The sequence below is a fragment of the Nostoc sp. ChiSLP03a genome, from assembly GCF_034531215.2.
Taxonomy (GTDB): domain Bacteria; phylum Cyanobacteriota; class Cyanobacteriia; order Cyanobacteriales; family Nostocaceae; genus Nostoc.
In genome coordinates this window covers 1-21,185 of sequence record NZ_JAVRBQ020000118.1, presented here as the reverse complement: position 1 = coordinate 21,185, position 21,185 = coordinate 1, and the positions used below count along the sequence as shown (strand labels likewise).

The window sequence follows — 21,185 nt, the reverse complement described above, 5'->3', positions numbered from 1 at the left end:
AAATTGCAAAACCCTTACTCAACTACGTCAAAAGCTAGCTTCTGTCCTAGAAACAATTACACCAGAATACATTGCTTCCCTTACTTCTTACGACTTTATTCTCGAAGCTTTATTTAGCGCAGCTTCATAAAGAATTGGTATAACTCCAAATTCCACCTCCATACCAGTAATTCTGGAAGGAAATCAGCTTTCTTAGGCATGGGGCATGGGGGTAGAAAAACAGAGGGGAAGAATTTTCTGTTTGCTTTCTCGCTTCTTTAATAATGCCCAATGACGCCACTTACTCCACTTGGGGAGACCCCAAGACCGCAGTGGCTCCCCAATGCCCAATGCCCAATGCGCAATGCCCAATACTTATGGCAATTCTACCGAAGTTGGTTTAGCGATATGTGGCAAACCCCAACCTAATTTTTCTCGCAAAATTCGGAAAAACTCAGGCGGTTGCAGGCGAATAAATCGGGCACTATATTGCGATCGCTCCATATATACTCGATCTTCTGGTAAGATATAGCACCCTCCATTACCATCTACTACCATTACCAGCCGAGGGATATTGACTGGGTAGATATTGACCGATTCAGTATCTGGAAATACCAATGCTCTAGAAGCTAGGGAATGGGGACAAATGGGTACTAGCTGTAAAACAGGTACGCCAGGAGTCACCACTGGACCACCAGCACTCAATGAGTAAGCTGTAGAACCAGTAGGCGTAGAAACAATCACACCATCTGCGGCAATATCTACTGGCGCATGACGCCCTATGGCAATTTCAAAATGGCACATAGAGGTCAAAGGTTCTCGGTGTAGCACCATTTCATTCAGGCATAGGGCTTCCCATAGCACTGAATCATCCCGAAACACTTTGACATTGAGCATTGCTCGTTCTTCAATTTCATACTCACCTGCCATTACCTGTTCTAGTGATTGAGGCAATTGATTCAGGAAAGTTTCCGTCAAAAATCCCATGTGGCCGGTATTCACTGTTAACAGTGGAATACCACAAGGGGCTACTTGACGAGACGCTGCCAGAACAGTGCCGTCTCCCCCTAATACCACTGCAAACTCCATATCTGAATCAAAACCAGGGGGTGTCAGACCGTCAATGGGAGTGTGGCACACAGGACTCTCCGGGTTAGGATAGCCCAATATACCACCGATACTCGATGTGATACATACATTCCAACCGACTGCGGTTAGCTTGTCTTTCAACTCAATAGCGACACGGCCCGCTATCGGTTTAACGTCATTGTAGATAATGCCTGCTTTCGGCACACTCAAATATCCAAGTTTAGGCGATGCTCTGTATTATGTAATCGTTACACATTTTGGTCATGTAGTCATTAATCTAGAGTCAAAGATCCAGAGTCTAGGGTTTTACGACTAATGTCTGTTTCGTAATGACTATTGACTATTAGCTTTTGAAGACTGTTTAAAAGGAGTTTTTTTAGGTTTTTGCTTTTTATTTTTATTTTTCTGGTAGTCTACTTCTTTGAGTTTCTTCATTATTCGGCTGAAGTACTCTTGGAGATAACTTTCTAGGGTTGTGGTTTGTTGCGGATCTAAACCAAATACTGTGTATACATCATCCATTGAAGCATTTAACTGTTTACCACTAGCCAATACCTCTGTAAACGCCAGTCTGTCTGCTACGTTCCATGCCCACTGAAAGAATCGCATTATGCCCCGCACTGTACGCAGTAAGTTTATTGGCATCCGCGTTACTCTAGCATCTTTTCCAGATAAGCGTTCGCACAGGTTGATAATTTCTTCCGCACTCCATGCACGAGTACCGACTACAGGAAAAGCTTGGTTTTCCGTTTCTGGTACGCTTAATGCCCGGATTGCAAACTTAGCAATGTCCTGAGTGTCCATATAGGCAATGGGAGAAGAATTACCTGTTACCCAAACTGGCTGTCCTTCCAAAATAGGAATCCCATACTGGCCGATTAACCCTTGCATAAACCCAGCTAGTCGCAAGATGGTATAATTCAAGCCTGACTCAGCCAAGAATAATTCTGTACACCGCTTAATTTCCATTAGCGGCACTTCTGGGTATTTATCAGCATCTAAAATCGAAAAGAAAATAAAACGCTCTACACCCGCTGCAATTGCAGCTTGAATCAATGCTACTTTCCCGTCCCAGTCCACTTGTTTGATACTTAGTGAATCTGTAGGGCGAGAGGTTGAGGCATCAATAACTTGGGTTACACCAACTAAAGCTTCTGCTAGGGTATCGGGGTAACGTAAATTTCCAGGGACGAGTTCTGCTCCCCATTCTTTCAGAAAAGCTGCTTTTTTACTGCTGCGGACAAGACAGCGTACTTTATATCCCTCATCGATAGCACGACGAGCCACTTGTCTTCCTAAGGTGCCAGTGGCACCGACGATTAATAAAGTCATGAGGGTTGTAATAAATTTTAATGTTTTATGAAAAGAATGTTATCAGAATAACCTATGCAAACAAAAGTTTACATCTTTTCTCAGAAAATCAATTTATTTTGATGGACTTATGAGAAAATAGCTGTCCGATTAACGGACAAGCTTTTTTCTCATGTTGATGAAAAGGGAACAGGGAGTAGGGAATGGGGAGAATAATAACTCTTAACTCCTAACTCAGCACTCAGCACTCAGCACTCAGCACTCAATCAATTATTCTTCTGTGCCTTGAATTTTCAGTAACAACGCGCCTAAGCCCCAGCCTATGAAGATTAAACCGAAAGACAATAGAGCTGCATTCAAAATTTCGCCGCCCATTAGTGTGATTCTCCTTATGCAAATTGGTGTGTAAACTAGGTCTACCAGAAGCTTTTCAACAGTTGCTAGGATTAGACCTGTGTAAACAATTTTAAACTAGTTTAGCAGCTAATCCCTACTGGCTTGGGGGTAATCCCCATTCTTGGTAGAAGGGAAGATGGGTAAATTGGAAAATTTTGATGATAATAATTATGAAGAATTTTTATGTATCAAAATAATCAAGGTGGTTTAATAAATTTTGTGAAAGAGAATCGTCCGCGTTTGGCGCTGACGCTCGGAGATCCGGCAGGAATTGGGCCGGAGGTGATTTTGAAAGCTTTAGCCGATCCAGAAATTCGTCAAAAATATGACGTTACAGTAGTGGGTAACGGAGATTTGCTGGCACAGATTTATTACAAACTGAATTTAACTGAGAATTTAGTAGCTTTGGCAAATCCAGATGATTTGTCAGTCAGCGATGTGCAGTTGGATGGAAAAATTAAAGATCGAATTATTTCAGGAATAGGTAATGCAGCCAGTGGTGCGGCTAGTTTTGCGTATATGGAATATGCGATCGCTCAAACACTGGCTGGTAAATTTGATGGTATAGTCACAGGGCCGATCGCCAAATCTGCTTGGAAGGCGGCAGGATATAATTATCCAGGGCAAACAGAACTTTTGGCACAAAAATCAGGTGTTGAGCGTTTTGGGATGTTATTTGTAGCGCGATCGCCTCATACTGGTTGGACACTCCGCGCTTTACTTGCAACCACACATATTCCCTTACGTCAAGTAGCCGATGTGTTGACACCGCAGTTGTTGATACAAAAACTGGATTTGTTAGTGGAGTGTTTAGAGAAAGATTTTGGTATATATAGAGGAAGAATTGCGATCGCCGGTTTAAATCCCCACAGTGGCGAACAGGGACAACTTGGACACGAAGAACAAGATTGGTTAATTCCCTGGTTAGAGCAAGAGCGGCAAAACCGACCACAATTGCAGTTAGATGGCCCGATACCGCCAGATACAATGTGGGTTAAACCTGGTCAAGCTTGGTATGGAAATTCTTTAGTACAAAATCCAGCTGATGGCTACTTGGCACTTTACCACGACCAAGGCTTAATTCCGGTGAAGCTGATGGCGTTCGATCGGGCAGTTAATACTTCTATTGGTCTTTCTTTCGTTCGCACTTCACCCGATCATGGAACAGCGTTTGATATTGCGGGTAGGGGAATTGCTGATGCTACGAGTATGAAAGCAGCAATACATTTAGCCGCTGAGTTAGTTAGTCAAAGATTGGCTAAGAAAAATATAGCACAAGCCTTCGTGGTTAGGACATTAACAGATGATAAAACTTAGACACGACAAGACTTTTCACCCAATCCCCAGTCACCAGTCCCCAGTCCCTTGCTATAATAAATAATCTTTAAGTGCAGCTTTGCTTAAAATCTTCAAGACACGACCAAATCAGTTCTGAATATGGTTCAGTTAAGCATTTCTTTTTTATTTCAGTGTTATTTGCACTTTTGTGGTTGCCATAAAAACTAGTATTCTAGTCGGGCGCTTCAAACTTATAACCATAGCCTCGTACAGTTTTGATAAACTCCGGTATGCTGGGGTCGACTTCCATCTTTTTGCGAAGTTGACCAATATGCACATCAACTACCCGGCCATCTCCTACGTAGTCGCAACCCCAGATTTTTTGGATTAGCTGTGGACGACTCCAAGCTTGATTAGGATGACTTGCCAAAAAATGTAAGATATTAAATTCTAGTGCTGTTAAGGGAAGAGTTTTATCGTTAAGTGTTACCTCGCGACCCTCTGGATTAATTACTAGCTGCTTGAAAACGATACGTTGTGTTGGGGAGGGATTGATGTAGCGTATCCGCCTCAAAAGAGCTTCTACTCTAACTTCAACTTCTGCAAGACTAAATGGTTTAGTCATGAAATCATCAGCACCTGCGCTTAAGATTTTAATTTTATCAGCCTCGTCAGTCCTACTAGTTAGTATCAGCACTAAAACATTAGTACGACTCTGCATTTCTTGGCAAAGGCTATAACCAGTAACATCCGGCAAATTCCAATCCAGAATTACTAAAGCTGGGTTGAATTGCTCAAACAATGATAAAGCAGTCCTACCATCTGCTGCCGACTCTATTTGATATTTCCGACTTAAAAAACGATAGACAAGATTTCGGACGCCGAAGTCGTCATCAACGATCAGAATTTTGGGAGTAGTAGTAGCAGTAACCATAACCATAATGCTATCTATTGTAGATTGGGCGATTTGCTGTTGTGCCAGCTTTACTTTACGTGTTTCTGTTGAGTACCACCGCTACTGTAGTACTTGTGTACATTTAATTTTCCATGAAGCCGATCACAACTTCAGCCACGATAGGGCCAATAAAATTTATAATTATGGCATGATTTTTGCATAATTTTGAATTTGTATTGTATAATGTTAAAATTTTACGTTTGGAATAAGTGCAATTAAAAACCATCTCCGTAACCGCAAATAGTCAAAAGACACATCCAAAAGCGACGGGAATTGCTACAAATTTAAAAGAGTAAGGCACTCCCTGGTTAATTAGGTCTCTATAAAGGCTGAAAAACTAACCTATCAGCCAATCTAGATTTCAACTCCTACTTACTCGACTGTACTATAACCAACAAGTATGTTCTCTTAAAGAAGGTCTACGAAAATCTACCCTGGTGCATTTACATGTAGCTGCCCTCTTAAGCATATACTATACTACAAGTTTCAGCCTGAGCTATGACAAAAAGACTGAAAGCATCGCCAGAAGGTATATAGGGCGTCAAAACCAGCTTTAACAGACAAAAGCAATCGCAACAAGAATTTTTCTAGCAATATTATGATGTCAATAACTTGCTAGGAGCTTGTTTCAATAGTACTGCTGATAGCAGAATTAAGAAGTAAAACACCTTTTGTATTTGGGTAACTATCTAAGCATAAATAAATTTAAAGTTTGTATTTAGGACTTTAGTCCTGATAATCCTTGCTCTGAGCGAGAAATCGCTCACTACAAAGTAGAACTTTATTTTATATTTAATTATGTCTACCTACTTAACAGATTTAACTTATGTACCTCACAAACTTCTAATCTGCTGTATATAACTTTACAAGCTTAGCAGTAAATGAAGAGAGATTATTATTAGCGATCGCTGTTAGTAAAAAGGTATCAATTACTATCTTATTGCTAAATGTTTTTAATTTAAAACTAATGTTTTATCGATTGATGAGCAATTCAGTAAAATCTCAAATATCTAAATAACTAAAATATCAAAAAAAGATAAAATTCAAATATATTAAATTCAATTTCAAGAAAATATTGTCTGTTCATACTCTCAAAGGGCATTATTTACAATTGATTAATTGGTTGATTTTCGGAAAAATACTCGTCTATCTGAGGAGAGAGTTTGAAAATATTCATACCAGAGAAAGATCAATTGAATATCTTCAGTTCGCTAAATTACTATCAACATGGTCAGTAAGGAAAAATTATGGTTAATAACTTAGTCGGCGGCATCATTCCTCCACAACCACCAATAGAAGCACAAACTGATGCTCATACCCTAAAGAGTCGTCTAGAATGGGGCGAACCAGCTTTTACAATCCTGGATGTGCGCGATCGCGCAACCTTCAACGAAGGTCACATTATGGGAGCAATGCCAATGCCAGCAGATGAATTGGTAGAACGTGCAGTAGCTTCTTTGGATAAGAGCCGTGACATTTACCTTTACGGTGATAATGAACAAGACACTGCCCAAGCCGCACAACAACTGCGTTCTAATGGATTTGAGCATGTCTCCCAACTCAAAGGTGGTCTTGGCGCATGGAAGGCGATCGGCGGCCCAACTGAAGGTATTGTTGAATCAAAAACTCCCGCAGGTGCAGATGACTACAATGTTGTAGATCGGCTAAAAAACCACGAAGAAAATCTGCAAAAGGGCGGCACTAGCGTCACGGATTCCATTAAACAGGGAGCAAGTAACCTCAAAGAAGGAGCAAGTAACCTTAAAGAAGGTATTCAAGAGCAAGCAAGTAACCTCAAGGAAGGCGCTCAAGAGCAAGCAAGTAACCTTAAGGAAGGTATTAAAGAGCAAGCAAGTAACCTCAAAGAAGGTGCTCAAGAGAAAGCAAGTAACCTCAAAGAAGGTGCTCAAGAGCAAGCAAATAACCTCAAGGAAGGCGTTAGTGAATCTACTTCTAAAGACACTAATGATTCTAATGTTGGCTCTTAGGCAAAAAATACAGCAGAATTCAGAATTTGGGAGCAAAGCCAAAGACGCTTCGCCGAGGCGTCAGAATCCAAAAGTAAAAGAGGCTTTATATATACCTGGTTTTGAGACGAACCTTTGTGTATTTCACTTTCTTTGAAATCTGCTGTAATTTAGCATGAGGGTTTGTAGTAAGTACTTTAGTGCCTGGGAAAGAACGACTTTAGTACTTACTACGAACCTGCTTATTTATCAATTCCAACTTGACATATAACTACTGGGAATTGACGAACAATAAAAATTTCTTCTCACTATTCCCTATTCAATTAGTGTTCAAATAGATCCTTGAATTGCAATAAATCTAAGGAAACTATAGTTGGTAAAAACTCAAAACATTCTTGAGCAATTTGCCAACGTTCTTCTCGTTTCAGCATTTGTATTAACTTCTGCTGCACACTAAGTAAATAGCGTACATCGTTGGCAGCATAACTGAGTTGAGCTTCAGATAAGCTAACGGCGTTACCCCAATCAGAACTTTGAGAGCTTTTATCTAGTTCCACTTGTTCTAACTCTTGTACCACGTCTTTGAGTCCGTGGCGATTTGTGTAAGTACGGGCTAATTTACTAGCAATTTTGGTGCAAAAAATCGGCCGTACCTGAATACCTAGATTGGCCCGCAAAGTGGCCAAGTCAAATCTAGCAAAGTGAAACACTTTCACAACATTGGCTGCTTCCAAGAGTTTTTTTAAGTTGGGGGCGTCAGCTTGTCCTTTGGCTATGCGGATTGCAGTTACTTTCCCTTCAAGATTGCACAGCTGGACAAGACACAAGCGATCGCGCAACGGCAGTAATCCCATCGTTTCTGTATCAACTGCGATCGCTGTAGATTCTAAATACTCGCTAAGGGCTGCGTCACTGAGGTCGCGATCGCTCACCTGAAAATCTTGTAATGTCATCTTTCCTATTTATGAGCAATAAAAGACTGCAAGTATATCAAAGTAATCACACGATGCACTGCACTTTGTTCGTTAGAATTCTAAAATTGAGACAAATAAAGTATAAAAAAACGGGTTTATATTAAGTATAAAGTACTTGGAAAGGCGTAAAAATAACTTTCAAACTTAACGGTATTATGAGTCGCCAACCGAGAAATTTTCAACTAGGATTCTCTTACCAAGTTACTACTCGCTGCAATAACCGCGCTCTTTACCTGGCGAGCAAGAATGTCGGGAGGTCTTTTCGTATAATATCAACAAGGCTACGCCAACGAGACGCTTTGTCTAGCTTGCTTCTTTGTTCGCGGAGCGTCTGCCTAGAGAAGGAGTACGCTTCGCGAACAATGACGGTAGTTACGATCAAGCTCTACTAATAAATAATAAGTTTGTTTAGGGTGTTTTGGTTCTTTTGGTGAATATCAGGGGATTTTTGAGCGGTTATTGAACCGATAACCACACCGCCACCCACAATGTTAACCGCCTCTGAGTCTGAAAGTTCCTTGTAAACTGGAGCTTGCAATTCCGTTATTTTGATTTTTTTCATGGTGTATTCTTTTTTAATTTAATGATAGTGAGAAAGTCAAATAGTAACTCGACTTAAATTAGATTGACTGTGAAATGAACATTAACAAAACTGAGTAGTATAATCAAGGATTTTAATAAAACTTTAGGCAAAATATCCACTATTTGACGAAACACATCAAGTAACAGCTTGTAAACAGCATAATCAAGCATTAAAAAAAACTTTAGGCAAAACAATATACAATTTCCTCGTCCATTTTGAAACCTGGAGTAGTGCGGGCATCTTGCCTGCTACTACTAGCAGCGAACAAGATGCTTCCACACATAAAAACTAGATTTTTATCTAAGTGTAATCACTACCTTTGCCATTGAAGCAAGTCCCCACCCACACAAGCGATCGCCCTTAGTTCTTATACTAAGAAGCACACTTTCCCTGAAACAAGAATCTCCCACCACAGGGTGGCTTGGTGGGAGAGTGTCAATTGTCAGACCCTACATTATTATTGTTGTGCAAAAAATCAGAAATTAAATCTACCTAGTGCGAAAAAACATCTGTGTCAGATAGACTTCGCCTTGATTATTAGTAGCAACGCCAATTCCAGTCAGGTTGTAATTTCCTTTAAGGTTCTTTAGGTGTCCGGGACTTTTGATCCAGCCAGTAACAGCTTCCTCTACGGGGTTGCTATATCCCCGGTTAAAAGCAACATTTTCTGCTGCACTGTTGTAGCGAATCGGAATAGCTTTGACTCGCCCTTCAAATCCCTGATGGCTAAATGGGGTTTTACCTTTAGCCATATTTTGACTATGAATTCTTGCCTGTCGAGTTAAATTTGCATTTAAAGTCAACTTTGGCAGCCCTTTAGAAACCCGATATCGATTAATTTGCTCAAATACTGATTTTTCTAGCTCAGTAGTTTTAAAAGTAGGAGTCGATATTGCAACCTGACTAGAAAAAAGCGACAACAGCTTATTACGGGTGGATGTATTCGTAGAAGTATGATTTGGTATCGGAGCAGTCGTTAATCCACTAGCAAGGACAAGCGCACTTAAAGCGATGCCAAAAGCAGTTTGTCGGAACATGGAGAATTGCGTAATGTGTAGAGATATAAGACTTCTACTCTACCCTATTGTTCCAAGAATATATACCACAATACTATTAAGTAATGATGAATTTCGGCAATTTGGCTACATCCTTTACAAGTAACACAAACAATAATTTCCAATTGTCAGTATTTCAATAGGTCAGCTTCATGAAAATCATGGTTAATTTGGCTAATAATTTCAGATTTTCATGAATTATCTAGCAAAAGCTTTACTAACAGATTAAAGTCTGGGGAATTTGCGAAAAAACCTAAACTTTATCAAATCTAACGCTATGTGCAATAGACTTCTTGCAGAAGTCGGGAAAAGGGGAAGGGGAAAGGGGGAAAGGTTTCGTATTTTCCCTTTCCCTTTAACATGAGTCCCTTTTCCCACCTCTTGCAAAAAGCACTTTTGCAATAAGTTGCACATCGCGTCAAACTTATGAGCGAATGAAAATTTGTGTGAAGTAGATTGCGCCTTGACTGTTTTTAGCAACACCAATCCCCGTCAGATTGTAATTACCTCTGATATTAGCAAGATGCCCTGGACTTTTGAGCCAGCCTTGAACAGCCATTGTGGCAGGATCGCCATATCCCTGGTTATAAGCGACATTTTCAGCAGCCGATCTGTAAGAAACACCGGTTGCATTAAGACGTTCTGAAAATCCATTATGTCCAAAGGGAACAGTACCATTAGCCATGTTCTTACTGTGAAGCCTAACTTGATTATCCATAGCAGAATTACGAGTTAGCGCTGGTAGCCCTTGGGAAACTCTGTAGTTATTGATTTGGTTAAAAATCGACTGTTCTAGAGCAGCAATGTCCGTACTAGATGCTGCAATTTGATTAGTATTATTCGATACGTTTGAAGGCACAGGCGTACAAGTTGGATTTGTTACAGAAGTAGCGATCGCTCCACTACTGAGAGCAAGAGTGCCTAAAACAACGCTGTAAACTATTTGTTTGATCATTTGTCGGCAGTAAAGTTTTAGACAATGTAACCGACTAATATCAATGTGACAAATTGCTTATAGGTCTAAATTGCTCTAATTGTGGGCTTTTTTGCTCAAAAACTACTAGCAAGCGTTAAAATGCACGATCTAACGCAAAATTGATACTATTTAATCAATATTTGTCTTCTAGCATTAGTGTAATTATTTTTATTTAAGATTTCGCATTTAGACTATCATATAGTGTAATTACTAAATTTATTTGAATTTATGAGTTTTAGATTATGCATATTCATCTTCATAAATTCAGCTATTTTACTGTACTTAAGTATATTAGATAGCTTTTTCAATGTTAAAAAAGCAGTAAAAACCGATTGTGGTAGTTGAAGATGCGGAATGTCTGATAAAAAATGGCTGAATAAATCCAGCCATTCTTCTACGTGATTTTAACTAGCTTTTGGGAAGGGTTTCTAACTCTTCTTGTATCACACGCAACACCCGTACAATATATTCTGCACGCCACTGTTCCCGTTCCTTGGTTACTTTGACATCCGGTTCATAAGCTTCAATTTCACTAGTCGATAAAATACCTTTCACCTCTAGCAATCGTTCGATGGTGTCTAGCCGCTCATGCAGCACGGACACCTCACCAGTCAAGGCCATGACGATCGCTAACAATTTATCAGTTTGGGGATTTTCTAAGTAAACAGGTCGTTTACCCTTGGCTATTTTTGTCATCCTGATACCAATTCTCCAAAAATAAGACTAGACATACAAAACGACGAAAGCCAGATCAAATCTGACTTCCTAAATTACGAATTACGAATTACGAATTACGAATTCTTACTTAGTTGCAGCAACCATAAACCAAGTGCCTTGGGTGGCTGAGTTACGATTTTGAAACATACCATTAGTTTCTTTTGCTTTCCATGCCCCATTCGGGACAAATTTCTCGAATGTCTTATCTGCTGCAAAACCAGCCTCAGTAACTAGCGGCACCAAATCTAAATCGCGTACAGCACTCCAGAAAGGTTCGTTGTTGTTAGCGGTTTCCCAATCATAAATAAACTGTGTATAAACATCCATGTGACGATAAAGGGGTGCTTCTAGATGAATCATCATGCCACCAGGAGCCAGTAGACGATAAGACTCTTGCATAACTTTACGCACAGATGATGGAGGGATTTCATGCAGCAAAATGTGAGAAACCACTAAATCAAATGATTCATCAGGGAAGTTAGTATGTTCGGCATTTTGCTGAGAGAAGTGTACTCGTTTTCCCAAGGCTTCGGCTCTTGCATGAGCATAACGCAGTATAGATGCGCCTATATCTATAGCATGGACTTCTGCATCTGGGAAACCATCGACATAAGGTAATGTGCTATTGCCAATAGAACATCCCATATCGAGGATTTTTCTCGGTCGAAAGTTGGGAAACTCTGCTAAAAGGTAGTTTTGGACTATAGATAGCCCCATATCATCGTTGAGCGGCCCCAACCAACCTAGTCCATAAACGTAAGCGCCGCGATCGTAGGTTGCACCGGCTGCGACATCATCAGCAGTGAATTCACTGTGATATCCTCCGGGCATACAGTGAATGTCTACAGCCTTTTGATAAGCAGGTATTTGAAAATTTGGGTCGAGGGTTAAAGTACCCAGTTCATCACCCTTATCTTTGGCACGCTCAATCAACTCAGGCAGTTGTCTGTCAACGTTGGCATTTACAGCATCCCATAACATTTCCTGGTTGATGCGCTTCAGGGCACTAGTCCAGCGATAGTAGGGTTCGTGCTGCATTACTTCCCGAATTTCATAACGATTTTCGGGAGGGCGCTGATGTTCTTGTTCAAACTTCGGCTTGGCTAGTTTTTCATAAATTTCTTTATTACCAGGAGTGACATTCTTGAAAATGTGCATTTTCATAGTTTGCACAAAGTTTTGGCGTGCCAACTCGTCGTGAGTAGGTTGCGGTAACATTGGGTGTTGGAATTGTCGATTCATGATTGCTTCCTCCCAAAAATTTGAGCTATATTTACGCTGGATATAATAATTTGGCTACCGTTTGTACATCTTTGTCACCACGTCCAGAGCAGTTAATTATAATTCGGGGACTGCCGGTTAGTTGAGGACAGAGAGTTTCGAGATAAGCGATCGCATGGGCTGTTTCTAATGCCGGGATAATCCCTTCCAATTTTGCTAATCGCTGGAATGCCTCCAAAGCCTCGGCATCCGTCACACTATAATATTCAGCGCGACCAATATCTTTCAAATAACTATGTTCTGGCCCCACACCGGGATAATCTAACCCCGCACTAATTGAGTGTGCCTCAATGATTTGCCCATCTTCATCTTGCAGCAGGTAGCTCATGGCTCCGTGCAACACACCAACTCGTCCTTTTGTCAAGGTTGCGGCGTGTTTTTCGGTATTTACACCTTCGCCGGCTGCCTCAACCCCAATTAAGCGTACAGAAGACTCATTAATAAACTCATAAAATAGTCCCATCGCGTTGGAACCACCACCCACACAAGCCAAGAGAATATCAGGTAATCCACCCCACTTTTCGATTGCTTGGGCGCGAGTTTCTTCGCCGATTATTGCATGGAAATCACGTACCATCATCGGGTAAGGATGAGGCCCTGCTACCGAACCCAGGATGTAGTGAGTCGTTTCTACATTTGTCACCCAATCGCGGATTGCTTCTGAAGTTGCATCCTTCAAAGTTCCGGTTCCCGCCTCCACCGGACGCACTTCTGCCCCCATCAGCCGCATTCTAAACACATTTAAAGCTTGGCGTTCCATGTCATGAACACCCATGTAAATTATGCATTCCAGCCCAAAACGAGCGCAAACTGTAGCTGTAGCCACTCCATGTTGTCCAGCACCTGTTTCGGCAATAATCCGTTGCTTACCCATGCGTTTAGCCAACAATACTTGACCAACAGCATTATTAATTTTGTGAGCGCCAGTATGATTTAAATCTTCACGTTTCAAGTAAATTTGTGGCCCGGTGCGATCGGGTCTAGCATAATGAGCAGTCAGGCGTTCAGCAAAATACAATGGTGTCGCACGTCCTACATAGTCTCGTAACAACTGCTGTAGTTCTGCTTGAAAACCAGGGTCATTGCGGTATTGCTGATAAGCTGTTTCTAGTTCAGCTAGGGCAGGCATGAGCGTTTCAGGTACATACTTACCGCCAAACTGTCCGAAGCGGCCGAGTGTATCTGGAACCTGAGCAGTTGAACTTGGAGATAGGGGAGTGGTAGTCACAGGCTGTTTTTGATGACGGGAATCACTTAATTATAGAAAAGTCTGAAGCATATCTGGGGATTGGGGAATTGGGAATAGGAGAATAATAGTCCTAAAAACTTAGCTTGGTGAAGCTTTGCTTATAGCGTTTCTCGCTTGGATGCAATACAGTTTGACCTCTCTCCAAACCTCTCTCCTAAAAGGAGAGAGGCTTTGAATCTTACTCCCCTTCCCTTGTAGGGAAGGGGCTGGGGGTTAGGTCTGTATTTCATACAATTGAGAACCGCTATATTCTCATGCAGAAGATGGGAACAAGAGTAATGCCATTGTTTCGACTAACAATGGCATTGCAGGTCAAAGAACTTGTGAGTAAACTGTAGTTTTCTTCCCGCGTCGGGAATGGGATTAAGTTTTGCCCTCTTCTTTTCCAGATGACGCGAAAAGTCAGGAAGAGATTAACCCAAAGCGGACTTTAAATCACTTTCCGCTTTTGCCAACGCATCTGGTAATTTACTTGCATCGCGTCCGCCGGCTTGGGCTAGGTTTGGTCTTCCACCGCCGCCGCCGCCGCAAATTTTAGCGATCGCACCCACAAATTTACCAGCTTGCAGTCCTTTTTTGTTCACTTCTGGACTAAAAGCTGCAACTATACTCACTTTTCCCTCTTCGGGAACAGAACCTAGTACCACTGCACCGTTACCAATTTTTTGTAATAAACGTTCGGCTGCGGTTTTCAATGATTCTGGATCGACATCTTCTAATTGGGCGACAATAATTTTAGAATCGCCTACGGTTTGGGCTGTTTGTAGCAAGCTGTCTGATTTTGCGATCGCTAGCTGTACCTTTAAGGTTTCTAATTCCTTCTGGCTATTTCTCAGTTCGCTTTGCAGACTTGTGATTCTGTCTGGTAATTCTTCGGGTTTAACTTTAAAGCGATCGCTCAAATCTTTAACTACTTTATCCCGCAGATTGAGATAATCTAGGATTGCTGGCCCCGAAACGGCTTCAATCCGCCGCACCCCAGAAGCTACGCCAGCTTCCGAGATAATCTTGAAAACGCCAATTTCAGCAGTATTACTTACGTGAGTCCCACCGCATAGTTCCATTGATACGCTAGGAAAGTCAATCACGCGCACTTCTTCACCGTATTTTTCTCCGAACATGGCAACAGCACCCCTAGCTTTCGCCTCGGCTATTGGTAATACTTCCACTTTCGCAGTATGAGCCTCAGCAATCCAACTGTTCACCTGTTCTTCAACTTGTTGAACTTCCTCTGCTGTCAACGCGTGGGGACAGTTGAAGTCGAAGCGCAATCTGTCAAAGGAAACCAGAGAACCTGCTTGAGATATACCTTCATCAACAATTTTCTTCAATGCCGCTTGCAATAGGTGCGTTGCGGTATGGTTAGCTTGGGCGCGACGGCGACAAGCCGGATCGATTTGAGCGCTGACGCGATCGCCTACGCGCAGTGTACCGCGTTCGATGCGTCCGAAGTGAACAAAGAAATCAGATTCTTTCTTCACGTCTTCTACCCGAATTACGATACCATCACCGGAGATATAACCGCGATCGCCGATTTGCCCCCCAGATTCAGCATAAAATGGCGTTTTGTCAAGGACAATTTGTACCTGTGTCCCCGCTTCTGCTTCTTCTTGAGAAACACCTTCTACCAAAATTGCTTCGACTTTCGCCGTCGCCGTCGGTTGAGTGTAGCCTAAGAATTCGGTGACTTGGATGTGTTCTGCTAGTTTGTCGAGGGAACCTTGTACAGTTAAATCGATGGTTTCATGTGCATCTCTACCACGTCCTTTTTGAATTTCCATTTTTGCCTCAAATCCCTCAACATCAACTGTGAGATTATTTTCTTCGGCAACTTCTTGAGTAAGTTCGAGAGGAAATCCGTAGGTGTCATAAAGGGTAAAAGCACTTTCACCGCTAATTTGAGCGTTTCCTCGCTGTTTCACCTCTTGGATAATTTCTTCTAAAAGTTTTTCCCCTCTATCTAAAGTTCTGAGGAAATTCGATTCTTCTCGTTGCAACTCAGCTTTAATTGCTTCTTCCCGTTGGCGCACATTGGGGTAAGCTGATTCGGAAAGAGCGATCGCAGTTTCAGCAACTTGGGTAGTAAATTCTCCAGAAATCCCAATTAATCGCCCATGACGCACCACCCGCCGAATTAATCGCCGCAACACATAACCGCGTCCGACATTGGAAGCACGAATTTCATCAGCAATCATGTGGATGACAGCACGAACGTGATCGCCAATGACTTTTAGGGAAGTTTTGGTTTTTTCATCGCTTTTGTGGTAATCAATGCCAGCAATTTTCCCTGCTGTTTGAATAATTGGGAAAATTAGGTCAGTTTCATAGTTATTGGGCACTTTTTGGAGAATTTGCGCCATTCTATCCAAACCCATGCCAGTGTCAATATTCTTGTTTTGCAGTGGCGTTAACTTGCCTGACGCATCCCGGTTATATTGCATAAACACGAGGTTGTAAAACTCGATAAACCGGGAATCGTCTTCTAAATCTATATTTTCGTCACCGCGTTCTGGGTGGAAATCGTAATAAATTTCCGAACAAGGGCCACAAGGGCCAGTCGGCCCGGATACCCAAAAATTATCATCTTCGCCCAAACGTTTAATTCTCGCTACCGGCACACCGATTCGATCGCGCCAGATTCCAAAGGCTTCATCATCATCTTCAAAAACGCTGACTACGAGATTTTGGGGGGAAAAGCCAAAGACTTGCGTGGAGATTTCCCAACCCCAAGCGATCGCTTGTTCTTTAAAATAATCACCAAAGCTAAAATTACCCAGCATCTCAAAAAAGGTGTGATGCCGTTTGGTGCGTCCGACATTCTCAATGTCGTTGGTGCGGATACACTTTTGCGAAGTCGTAGCCCGCTTAAATTCTGGTGTGCGCTGCCCTAAGAATATTGGCTTAAATGGTAGCATCCCCGCGATCGTCAGCAGCACGGTTGGATCTTCTGGCACGAGGGAGGCACTTGGGAGAATTTGGTGTTCCCGTTGGGCAAAGAAGTCGAGAAATATGTTGCGAATTTCGTTACCGCTTAGGTACTGGGGATTTGAAGACATAGGTGTTTCTAACTTTAGACTTTAGACTTTCGACTTAGGCGTAGCGGCACTAGGTAGGTGTATTTTCATAAATAGCTTTATATATTCTTGCATTTTGTTTCATATTACTGCCAGCGAATTCTGCCATTGGGTGAGATATATGCAGTTACTATGATGTTTTTAGACTACTATCTAACTTTGGCAGGATGTGCATAGGCGTAGCCCGTTGTAAACATCGGATTTCGATGCTTAAAATTAATCATTAAGAAATAGTTTAAAATTCACATACTGAGGTAGCAAATGGCACTAAAACTGAAAGTATCAGATATTGCTTTTGAAAGATGTGCCGAAATAATTACTGAGTCTATCTACGTTATGGAACCTGAGATCGAAGTGAATGTTGAGATTAACGCAAAAACTGTCACGGTGGAGTCCGAAGCTTCTGAGGAGTCAATCAAACAGGTAATTGTTGTTGCTGGTTACGCTGGAGAAGGTTATCGATCGGATTTCAGCTTTTCATAGAAGAAGTTTAGACTTTAATATCTCAAGCGACCTAACAAAATTTTTTTATATTTTCTGCCTGTATAAAGGCGGAATAGAAATAACTTCCCCAAATTAGTGGCAGGTTTTGACATAATTTTTTATTTAGCTTTGTTTTCTAAATTTATGATGTTACAGCAAATAAAAAAGACGTGAATTAAGTAAATAAGCAAATCTAGATAAGACTTTGGCAGAAATATTTTATTTCTCCTGCTAACGCATTGTTTGTTTTGGGTTAAATTTTACTTAAATTATAAATTTTTACCCAACAACTTCTGTCTTTATTTAGATGGGAGGTAAGCTCCAAAAAGCTACTGTACATAGCAAGAGGTAGTTTTGCTGTGTGTATTATATATATTTTAAACACTTTTTTAATATGCGCTCTCAGCCTAGTTTATAAATAAAAAGGCTAAAAACTTTTATGGAAAATAATGTTTTAAATTGCATAATAAAATTTCGGATTTGATAACTCAGTTAAAAAAACTTTGTATTTTAGTTTTCTACTTTAGAATAAATTTGTTTACTTAAAGCAATGGTTATTAAAAACTATTAATTTCGGTATTTTCATCATATAAGTACTACTTAAATAACTACAAAAAAAGCTTTTATACATTTAAATAATATTCAGTATTTTTACTGTTTTAAAAATAAAGTGTAAAGAAGACATTAGTTATTAGGAATGAATATTTCCGAAACTGTAGTAGTAAAAATCAAATCTTAAGATGAGATTAAGTTTGGAAGTTCACTATCTAATCGATGCTCAAAAAACAAGATGAAAAAAATCTAATTGAGCCTAGAACATAATATTTAGTATTAGACGACAAGAGCAGTAGTTACCCAAGTAAATTTATTTAAAATTTAAATAGGATAAAAAATAAAGCAATGAATATTTCTATTCTGATCTTTGGAAAAAATAATTTTATCACCACACTTCCAGATCAGATCAGTTATGCGACTGCTTTTAGTGTAGAAGTTATAGACAATTTGGCTCGAGCAGTGTCGTGGATTAAAACAACACCCCCCGATATAATCCTGGTGCAGGCTAGCCTGGATAGTAGTATGGAACTCTGCGGTTGGTTGAAAGATCAAACAAAACTATCGTGGATATATTGTATTCTTTTCGAGGATCGTTCCCAGCAGCTTACCGATCGAAATAAAGGTTGGCATAGGGAATTGGAAATGAGTGCTGCGGCACTAAAGCAAGGAGCCGATGCATATATTTGGCATCTTATTGAAGAAAAAACAGACTATAGTTTGGCAGAGTTGACTGCTAATCATGGACTAATACTTGCTCAATTGACAGTTGGTTTGCGGAAAGCACAAAAATACCGAGATTTGATTCGGACAAATGATATGTTATCTGCGATCGCCTTAGCCGATTCGTTGACAGAATTAAATAATCGTCGGGCTTTAGAATGGGACTTACCAAGGCAAATTCAAAGAGCCAGGACTCAAAAAACTTCCTTGAGCTTGATTATTCTGGATGTAGATCATTTCAAAAAAGTTAACGATACTCATGGGCATTTAATAGGCGATCGCATCTTGCAAATATTATGTCAGCGTTTGCGCCACAATCTGCGCTGTCAAGATACAGCATTCCGCTATGGTGGCGAAGAATTTGTAATTCTTCTAGCTAACACTACCGATGACGAAGCACTATTAGTAGCCCGTCGTCTCAATCGCGTAGTCAGCGACGAACCATTTGCACTCAACAATAAACTGACAATTAATGTCACCATTAGCCTGGGTACAGCCTCTCTGCAAGCTGAGGATGACGAGAAAGGAGAGAGTCTGCTGCATCGTGCCGATCAATGTCTGTTACAGGCTAAAAATTCTGGGCGTAATCGGGTGATTAACTCTAACTACTTATCTCATCATGGCTCACATTTGAAAGTTGTTTCTTCGTGAAAGTGGGGGTGGGCATATCTCGTTACCATGCAGAGTATGTTAATGGTTGATTAGAGGCTCCACATCCAGTCAGACATTGAGTCACTAGCCCATATGAATGCGTTTCTATGCAGGGTATGGGAGTGAGGAAAAATAGATGATACAGTTAATATACACACATATAACTATTAAGTTTTATTTAATATGGAATATCAATCTTATTCTATTAGACAACTTTTGGATTCCGTAAGTAGTGGTAGTATTAGAATTCCAGCCTTCCAGCGTGGTTTTGTATGGGATATGGATAGGGTGGCATACTTAATGGATAGTATTTACAAAAAATACCCATTTGGTTCTTTACTCTTCTGGAAAACAAAATCTAAACTTGCAACTGAAAGAAAACTTGGGGCTTTTGCTCTTCCAAGCCCAAAGGAAGATTACCCTATAGATTATGTTTTAGATGGTCAACAAAGACTTACATCTATTTTCTCTGTGTTTCAGACAGAGTTGCAACCAACATAAGAATATGACTGGACTGAGATATATTTTGACTTAGAAGCGGAGGAAGATGCCCAAGAAAGTCAATTTTATGCATTACGTCGTGAAGAAGTGATCGCAGGAAAACACTTTCCTTTGAATGTGTTATTCGATTCTGTAAAATACAGAGAGGCTACAGAAAAATGTACTAGAGAACAAATTATACGCTTAGATACACTACAAGAAAAGTTTAAAGAAGTATCTATTCCCGCACAAATTTTGAAAACAGAAGATAGAGCTATTGTTGATATTGTTTTTGAGCGGGTTAATCGACTTGGAATGAAGCTTGATACACTGCAATTACTTTCAGCATGGACATGGAACGAGGATTTTAATTTACTAGAAAATTTCAAAAATTTGAAAGAAGAGTTAGAAGAATTCGGATTCTCTGAAGTAGGGGAAGATTGTGACTTAATATTAAGATGCACGGCAGCTATTCTCAAAAAAAAAACCACTCCAGAAAGTTTACTAGAATTGAGCGGACAACAAATAAGAGGAGCTTTTCCAAAAGTTAGGAATGGGATTTTCGGAGCAATTGATTTTATGAGAAAACAGTTGAAAGTAACTGCTCTCAAAAACCTTCCATATCCTGGGTTTATAATTCCTCTGTCCGCTTTTTTTGCAGAACCAGATGGAAAAGAAGTTTCGTATGATGCCAGAGTATATAATCAATTAAAAAAATGGTTTTGGAGGTCTTGTTTCACAAATAGATATAGTATTCAAACTAAGAAAGTTCTTATAAGTAATATTGAACAAATAATTAAATTAAAAAATGGTGAAAATAATAGTTTTGGAGAAATTGACTGTAAGATAGATCGAGATTTTTTTATAAATAACCGATTCCGTTTTGACAACGTTAGTACTAAAACTTTTATTTTAGTACTCGCTAATAATAATCCAAAAAGTTTTTTGTCAGGCTCAGATATTGACCTGGATAAAGTTTTGCAAAAGTATAATAGAACAGAATTTCATCATATTTATCCAAAAGCATTTTTAAAAAGTTTACGGTTTGATGATAGCTCTATTAATTGTTTAGCTAACTTTTGTTTTTTGAATAGTGCTGAAAATAAAAAAATAGCAGCTAAAAAACCATCAGAATATGTAAAAATGATGCCAAAAGGAGATATTCTAAAAGACATTTTATCCAAAGCCTTATGCACATCAGATACCTTTGATGATAACTTCAATGCTTTTCTAAGTAGGTAGGTGTAATTAATTATAAGATAGAAAAACTGCTAATACCAATTCTATGTGAGGCTGCATAGAACTGTAGAATAAAGGGCGGGAAAGAATCAAAACTAGAAGTAAACAATGGCACGTCCTTTCAATCTAGAAATATCGGAGAGTGCTGAGTATTTGTCCAAAAGTCTTAGCAA

Annotated in this window: 17 protein-coding genes and 1 pseudogene; 6 read left to right on the top strand and 12 right to left on the bottom strand. The window is 40.2% G+C overall.

All coding sequences use genetic code 11. The annotated features are described in order from the left end of the window. Positions 1 to 354: 354 nt before the first annotated feature. From RMY32_RS19905 to RMY32_RS19895, 3 genes are all read right to left on the bottom strand, one after another. A complete protein-coding gene (locus RMY32_RS19905) occupies positions 355 to 1,272 on the bottom strand; it encodes an NAD(+) kinase (protein ID WP_322708793.1) in 918 nt (305 codons plus the stop codon). A 129-nt stretch (positions 1,273 to 1,401) separates the two neighbouring features. After that, entirely contained in the window at positions 1,402 to 2,400 is a 999-nt protein-coding gene (locus RMY32_RS19900; RefSeq protein WP_322708792.1) for an SDR family oxidoreductase, read from the bottom strand. 249 nt (positions 2,401 to 2,649) lie between these two features. Beyond that, entirely contained in the window at positions 2,650 to 2,754 is a 105-nt protein-coding gene (locus RMY32_RS19895) for a PetM family cytochrome b6-f complex subunit 7 (protein ID WP_322708791.1), read from the bottom strand. 204 nt (positions 2,755 to 2,958) lie between these two features. Between RMY32_RS19895 and pdxA the strand changes: the two genes are divergently transcribed. Continuing rightward, entirely contained in the window at positions 2,959 to 4,092 is a 1,134-nt protein-coding gene (pdxA, locus tag RMY32_RS19890) for a 4-hydroxythreonine-4-phosphate dehydrogenase PdxA (protein ID WP_322708790.1), read from the top strand. A gap of 193 nt (positions 4,093 to 4,285) precedes the next feature. Here pdxA and RMY32_RS19885 read toward each other — a convergent pair whose 3' ends face one another. Next, on the bottom strand, positions 4,286 to 4,993 hold the full coding sequence (locus RMY32_RS19885; RefSeq protein WP_322672491.1) for a response regulator transcription factor: 708 nt from the start codon (positions 4,991 to 4,993) through the stop codon (positions 4,286 to 4,288). A gap of 1,262 nt (positions 4,994 to 6,255) precedes the next feature. Here RMY32_RS19885 and RMY32_RS19880 point away from each other — a divergent pair. Further along, positions 6,256 to 6,702, top strand: a pseudogene (locus RMY32_RS19880) (rhodanese-like domain-containing protein); the annotation flags it as partial. Between the two features lie 596 nt (positions 6,703 to 7,298). Here the strand turns inward: RMY32_RS19880 and RMY32_RS19875 are convergent. From RMY32_RS19875 to alaS, 8 genes are all read right to left on the bottom strand, one after another. Beyond that, complete coding sequence (locus RMY32_RS19875) at positions 7,299 to 7,928, bottom strand: ribonuclease H-like domain-containing protein (protein WP_322708789.1); 630 nt, start codon at positions 7,926 to 7,928, stop codon at positions 7,299 to 7,301. Positions 7,929 to 8,337: 409 nt separating this feature from the next. Beyond that, positions 8,338 to 8,511, bottom strand: coding sequence for a hypothetical protein (locus tag RMY32_RS19870; RefSeq protein ID WP_322708788.1), 174 nt, complete (start codon positions 8,509 to 8,511; stop codon positions 8,338 to 8,340). A 509-nt stretch (positions 8,512 to 9,020) separates the two neighbouring features. After that, the gene (locus tag RMY32_RS19865) at positions 9,021 to 9,569 is read right to left on the bottom strand and encodes a CAP domain-containing protein (RefSeq protein WP_322708787.1); all 549 of its coding nucleotides are present in this window, start codon (positions 9,567 to 9,569) and stop codon (positions 9,021 to 9,023) included. Between the two features lie 442 nt (positions 9,570 to 10,011). Continuing rightward, positions 10,012 to 10,542, bottom strand: coding sequence for a CAP domain-containing protein (locus RMY32_RS19860; RefSeq protein WP_322708786.1), 531 nt, complete (start codon positions 10,540 to 10,542; stop codon positions 10,012 to 10,014). 429 nt (positions 10,543 to 10,971) lie between these two features. Next, positions 10,972 to 11,259, bottom strand: coding sequence for a hypothetical protein (locus RMY32_RS19855; protein WP_322708785.1), 288 nt, complete (start codon positions 11,257 to 11,259; stop codon positions 10,972 to 10,974). Between the two features lie 105 nt (positions 11,260 to 11,364). After that, a complete protein-coding gene (locus RMY32_RS19850) occupies positions 11,365 to 12,522 on the bottom strand; it encodes a class I SAM-dependent methyltransferase (protein WP_322708784.1) in 1,158 nt (385 codons plus the stop codon). Between the two features lie 31 nt (positions 12,523 to 12,553). Further along, positions 12,554 to 13,789 (bottom strand): tryptophan synthase subunit beta, encoded by a 1,236-nt coding sequence (gene trpB / locus RMY32_RS19845; RefSeq protein ID WP_322708783.1) that lies wholly within the window; start codon positions 13,787 to 13,789, stop codon positions 12,554 to 12,556. A 434-nt stretch (positions 13,790 to 14,223) separates the two neighbouring features. Beyond that, entirely contained in the window at positions 14,224 to 16,866 is a 2,643-nt protein-coding gene (alaS, locus tag RMY32_RS19840; protein ID WP_322708782.1) for an alanine--tRNA ligase, read from the bottom strand. A 279-nt stretch (positions 16,867 to 17,145) separates the two neighbouring features. On the opposite strand from alaS, the gene RMY32_RS19835 reads away from it, so the two are divergent. The 4 genes from RMY32_RS19835 (at position 17,146) to RMY32_RS19820 (ending at position 21,015) form a co-directional block, all read left to right on the top strand. Further along, positions 17,146 to 17,367, top strand: a complete 222-nt coding sequence (locus RMY32_RS19835; RefSeq protein WP_322697270.1) for a copper chaperone — start codon at positions 17,146 to 17,148, stop codon at positions 17,365 to 17,367. Positions 17,368 to 18,267: 900 nt separating this feature from the next. After that, positions 18,268 to 19,293, top strand: a complete 1,026-nt coding sequence (locus RMY32_RS19830) for a GGDEF domain-containing protein (protein WP_322708781.1) — start codon at positions 18,268 to 18,270, stop codon at positions 19,291 to 19,293. A 183-nt stretch (positions 19,294 to 19,476) separates the two neighbouring features. Continuing rightward, positions 19,477 to 19,794, top strand: coding sequence for a DUF262 domain-containing protein (locus RMY32_RS19825; RefSeq protein WP_322708780.1), 318 nt, complete (start codon positions 19,477 to 19,479; stop codon positions 19,792 to 19,794). 87 nt (positions 19,795 to 19,881) lie between these two features. Further along, complete coding sequence (locus RMY32_RS19820; RefSeq protein WP_322708779.1) at positions 19,882 to 21,015, top strand: hypothetical protein; 1,134 nt, start codon at positions 19,882 to 19,884, stop codon at positions 21,013 to 21,015. Positions 21,016 to 21,185 lie beyond the last annotated feature (170 nt).

What these genes read in the sequence shown, in the direction of transcription:
- RMY32_RS19900 (WP_322708792.1), bottom strand. Translation starts at nt 2,400, where the DNA reads ATGACTTTATTAATCGTCGGTGCCACTGGCACCTTAGGAAGACAAGTG.
- RMY32_RS19895 (WP_322708791.1), bottom strand. Translation starts at nt 2,754, where the DNA reads ATGGGCGGCGAAATTTTGAATGCAGCTCTATTGTCTTTCGGTTTAATC.
- pdxA (WP_322708790.1), top strand. Translation starts at nt 2,959, where the DNA reads ATGTATCAAAATAATCAAGGTGGTTTAATAAATTTTGTGAAAGAGAAT.
- RMY32_RS19885 (WP_322672491.1), bottom strand. Translation starts at nt 4,993, where the DNA reads ATGGTTATGGTTACTGCTACTACTACTCCCAAAATTCTGATCGTTGAT.
- RMY32_RS19875 (WP_322708789.1), bottom strand. Translation starts at nt 7,928, where the DNA reads ATGACATTACAAGATTTTCAGGTGAGCGATCGCGACCTCAGTGACGCA.
- RMY32_RS19870 (WP_322708788.1), bottom strand. Translation starts at nt 8,511, where the DNA reads ATGAAAAAAATCAAAATAACGGAATTGCAAGCTCCAGTTTACAAGGAA.
- RMY32_RS19865 (WP_322708787.1), bottom strand. Translation starts at nt 9,569, where the DNA reads ATGTTCCGACAAACTGCTTTTGGCATCGCTTTAAGTGCGCTTGTCCTT.
- RMY32_RS19860 (WP_322708786.1), bottom strand. Translation starts at nt 10,542, where the DNA reads ATGATCAAACAAATAGTTTACAGCGTTGTTTTAGGCACTCTTGCTCTC.
- RMY32_RS19855 (WP_322708785.1), bottom strand. Translation starts at nt 11,259, where the DNA reads ATGACAAAAATAGCCAAGGGTAAACGACCTGTTTACTTAGAAAATCCC.
- RMY32_RS19850 (WP_322708784.1), bottom strand. Translation starts at nt 12,522, where the DNA reads ATGAATCGACAATTCCAACACCCAATGTTACCGCAACCTACTCACGAC.
- alaS (WP_322708782.1), bottom strand. Translation starts at nt 16,866, where the DNA reads ATGTCTTCAAATCCCCAGTACCTAAGCGGTAACGAAATTCGCAACATA.
- RMY32_RS19835 (WP_322697270.1), top strand. Translation starts at nt 17,146, where the DNA reads ATGGCACTAAAACTGAAAGTATCAGATATTGCTTTTGAAAGATGTGCC.
- RMY32_RS19830 (WP_322708781.1), top strand. Translation starts at nt 18,268, where the DNA reads ATGAATATTTCTATTCTGATCTTTGGAAAAAATAATTTTATCACCACA.
- RMY32_RS19825 (WP_322708780.1), top strand. Translation starts at nt 19,477, where the DNA reads ATGGAATATCAATCTTATTCTATTAGACAACTTTTGGATTCCGTAAGT.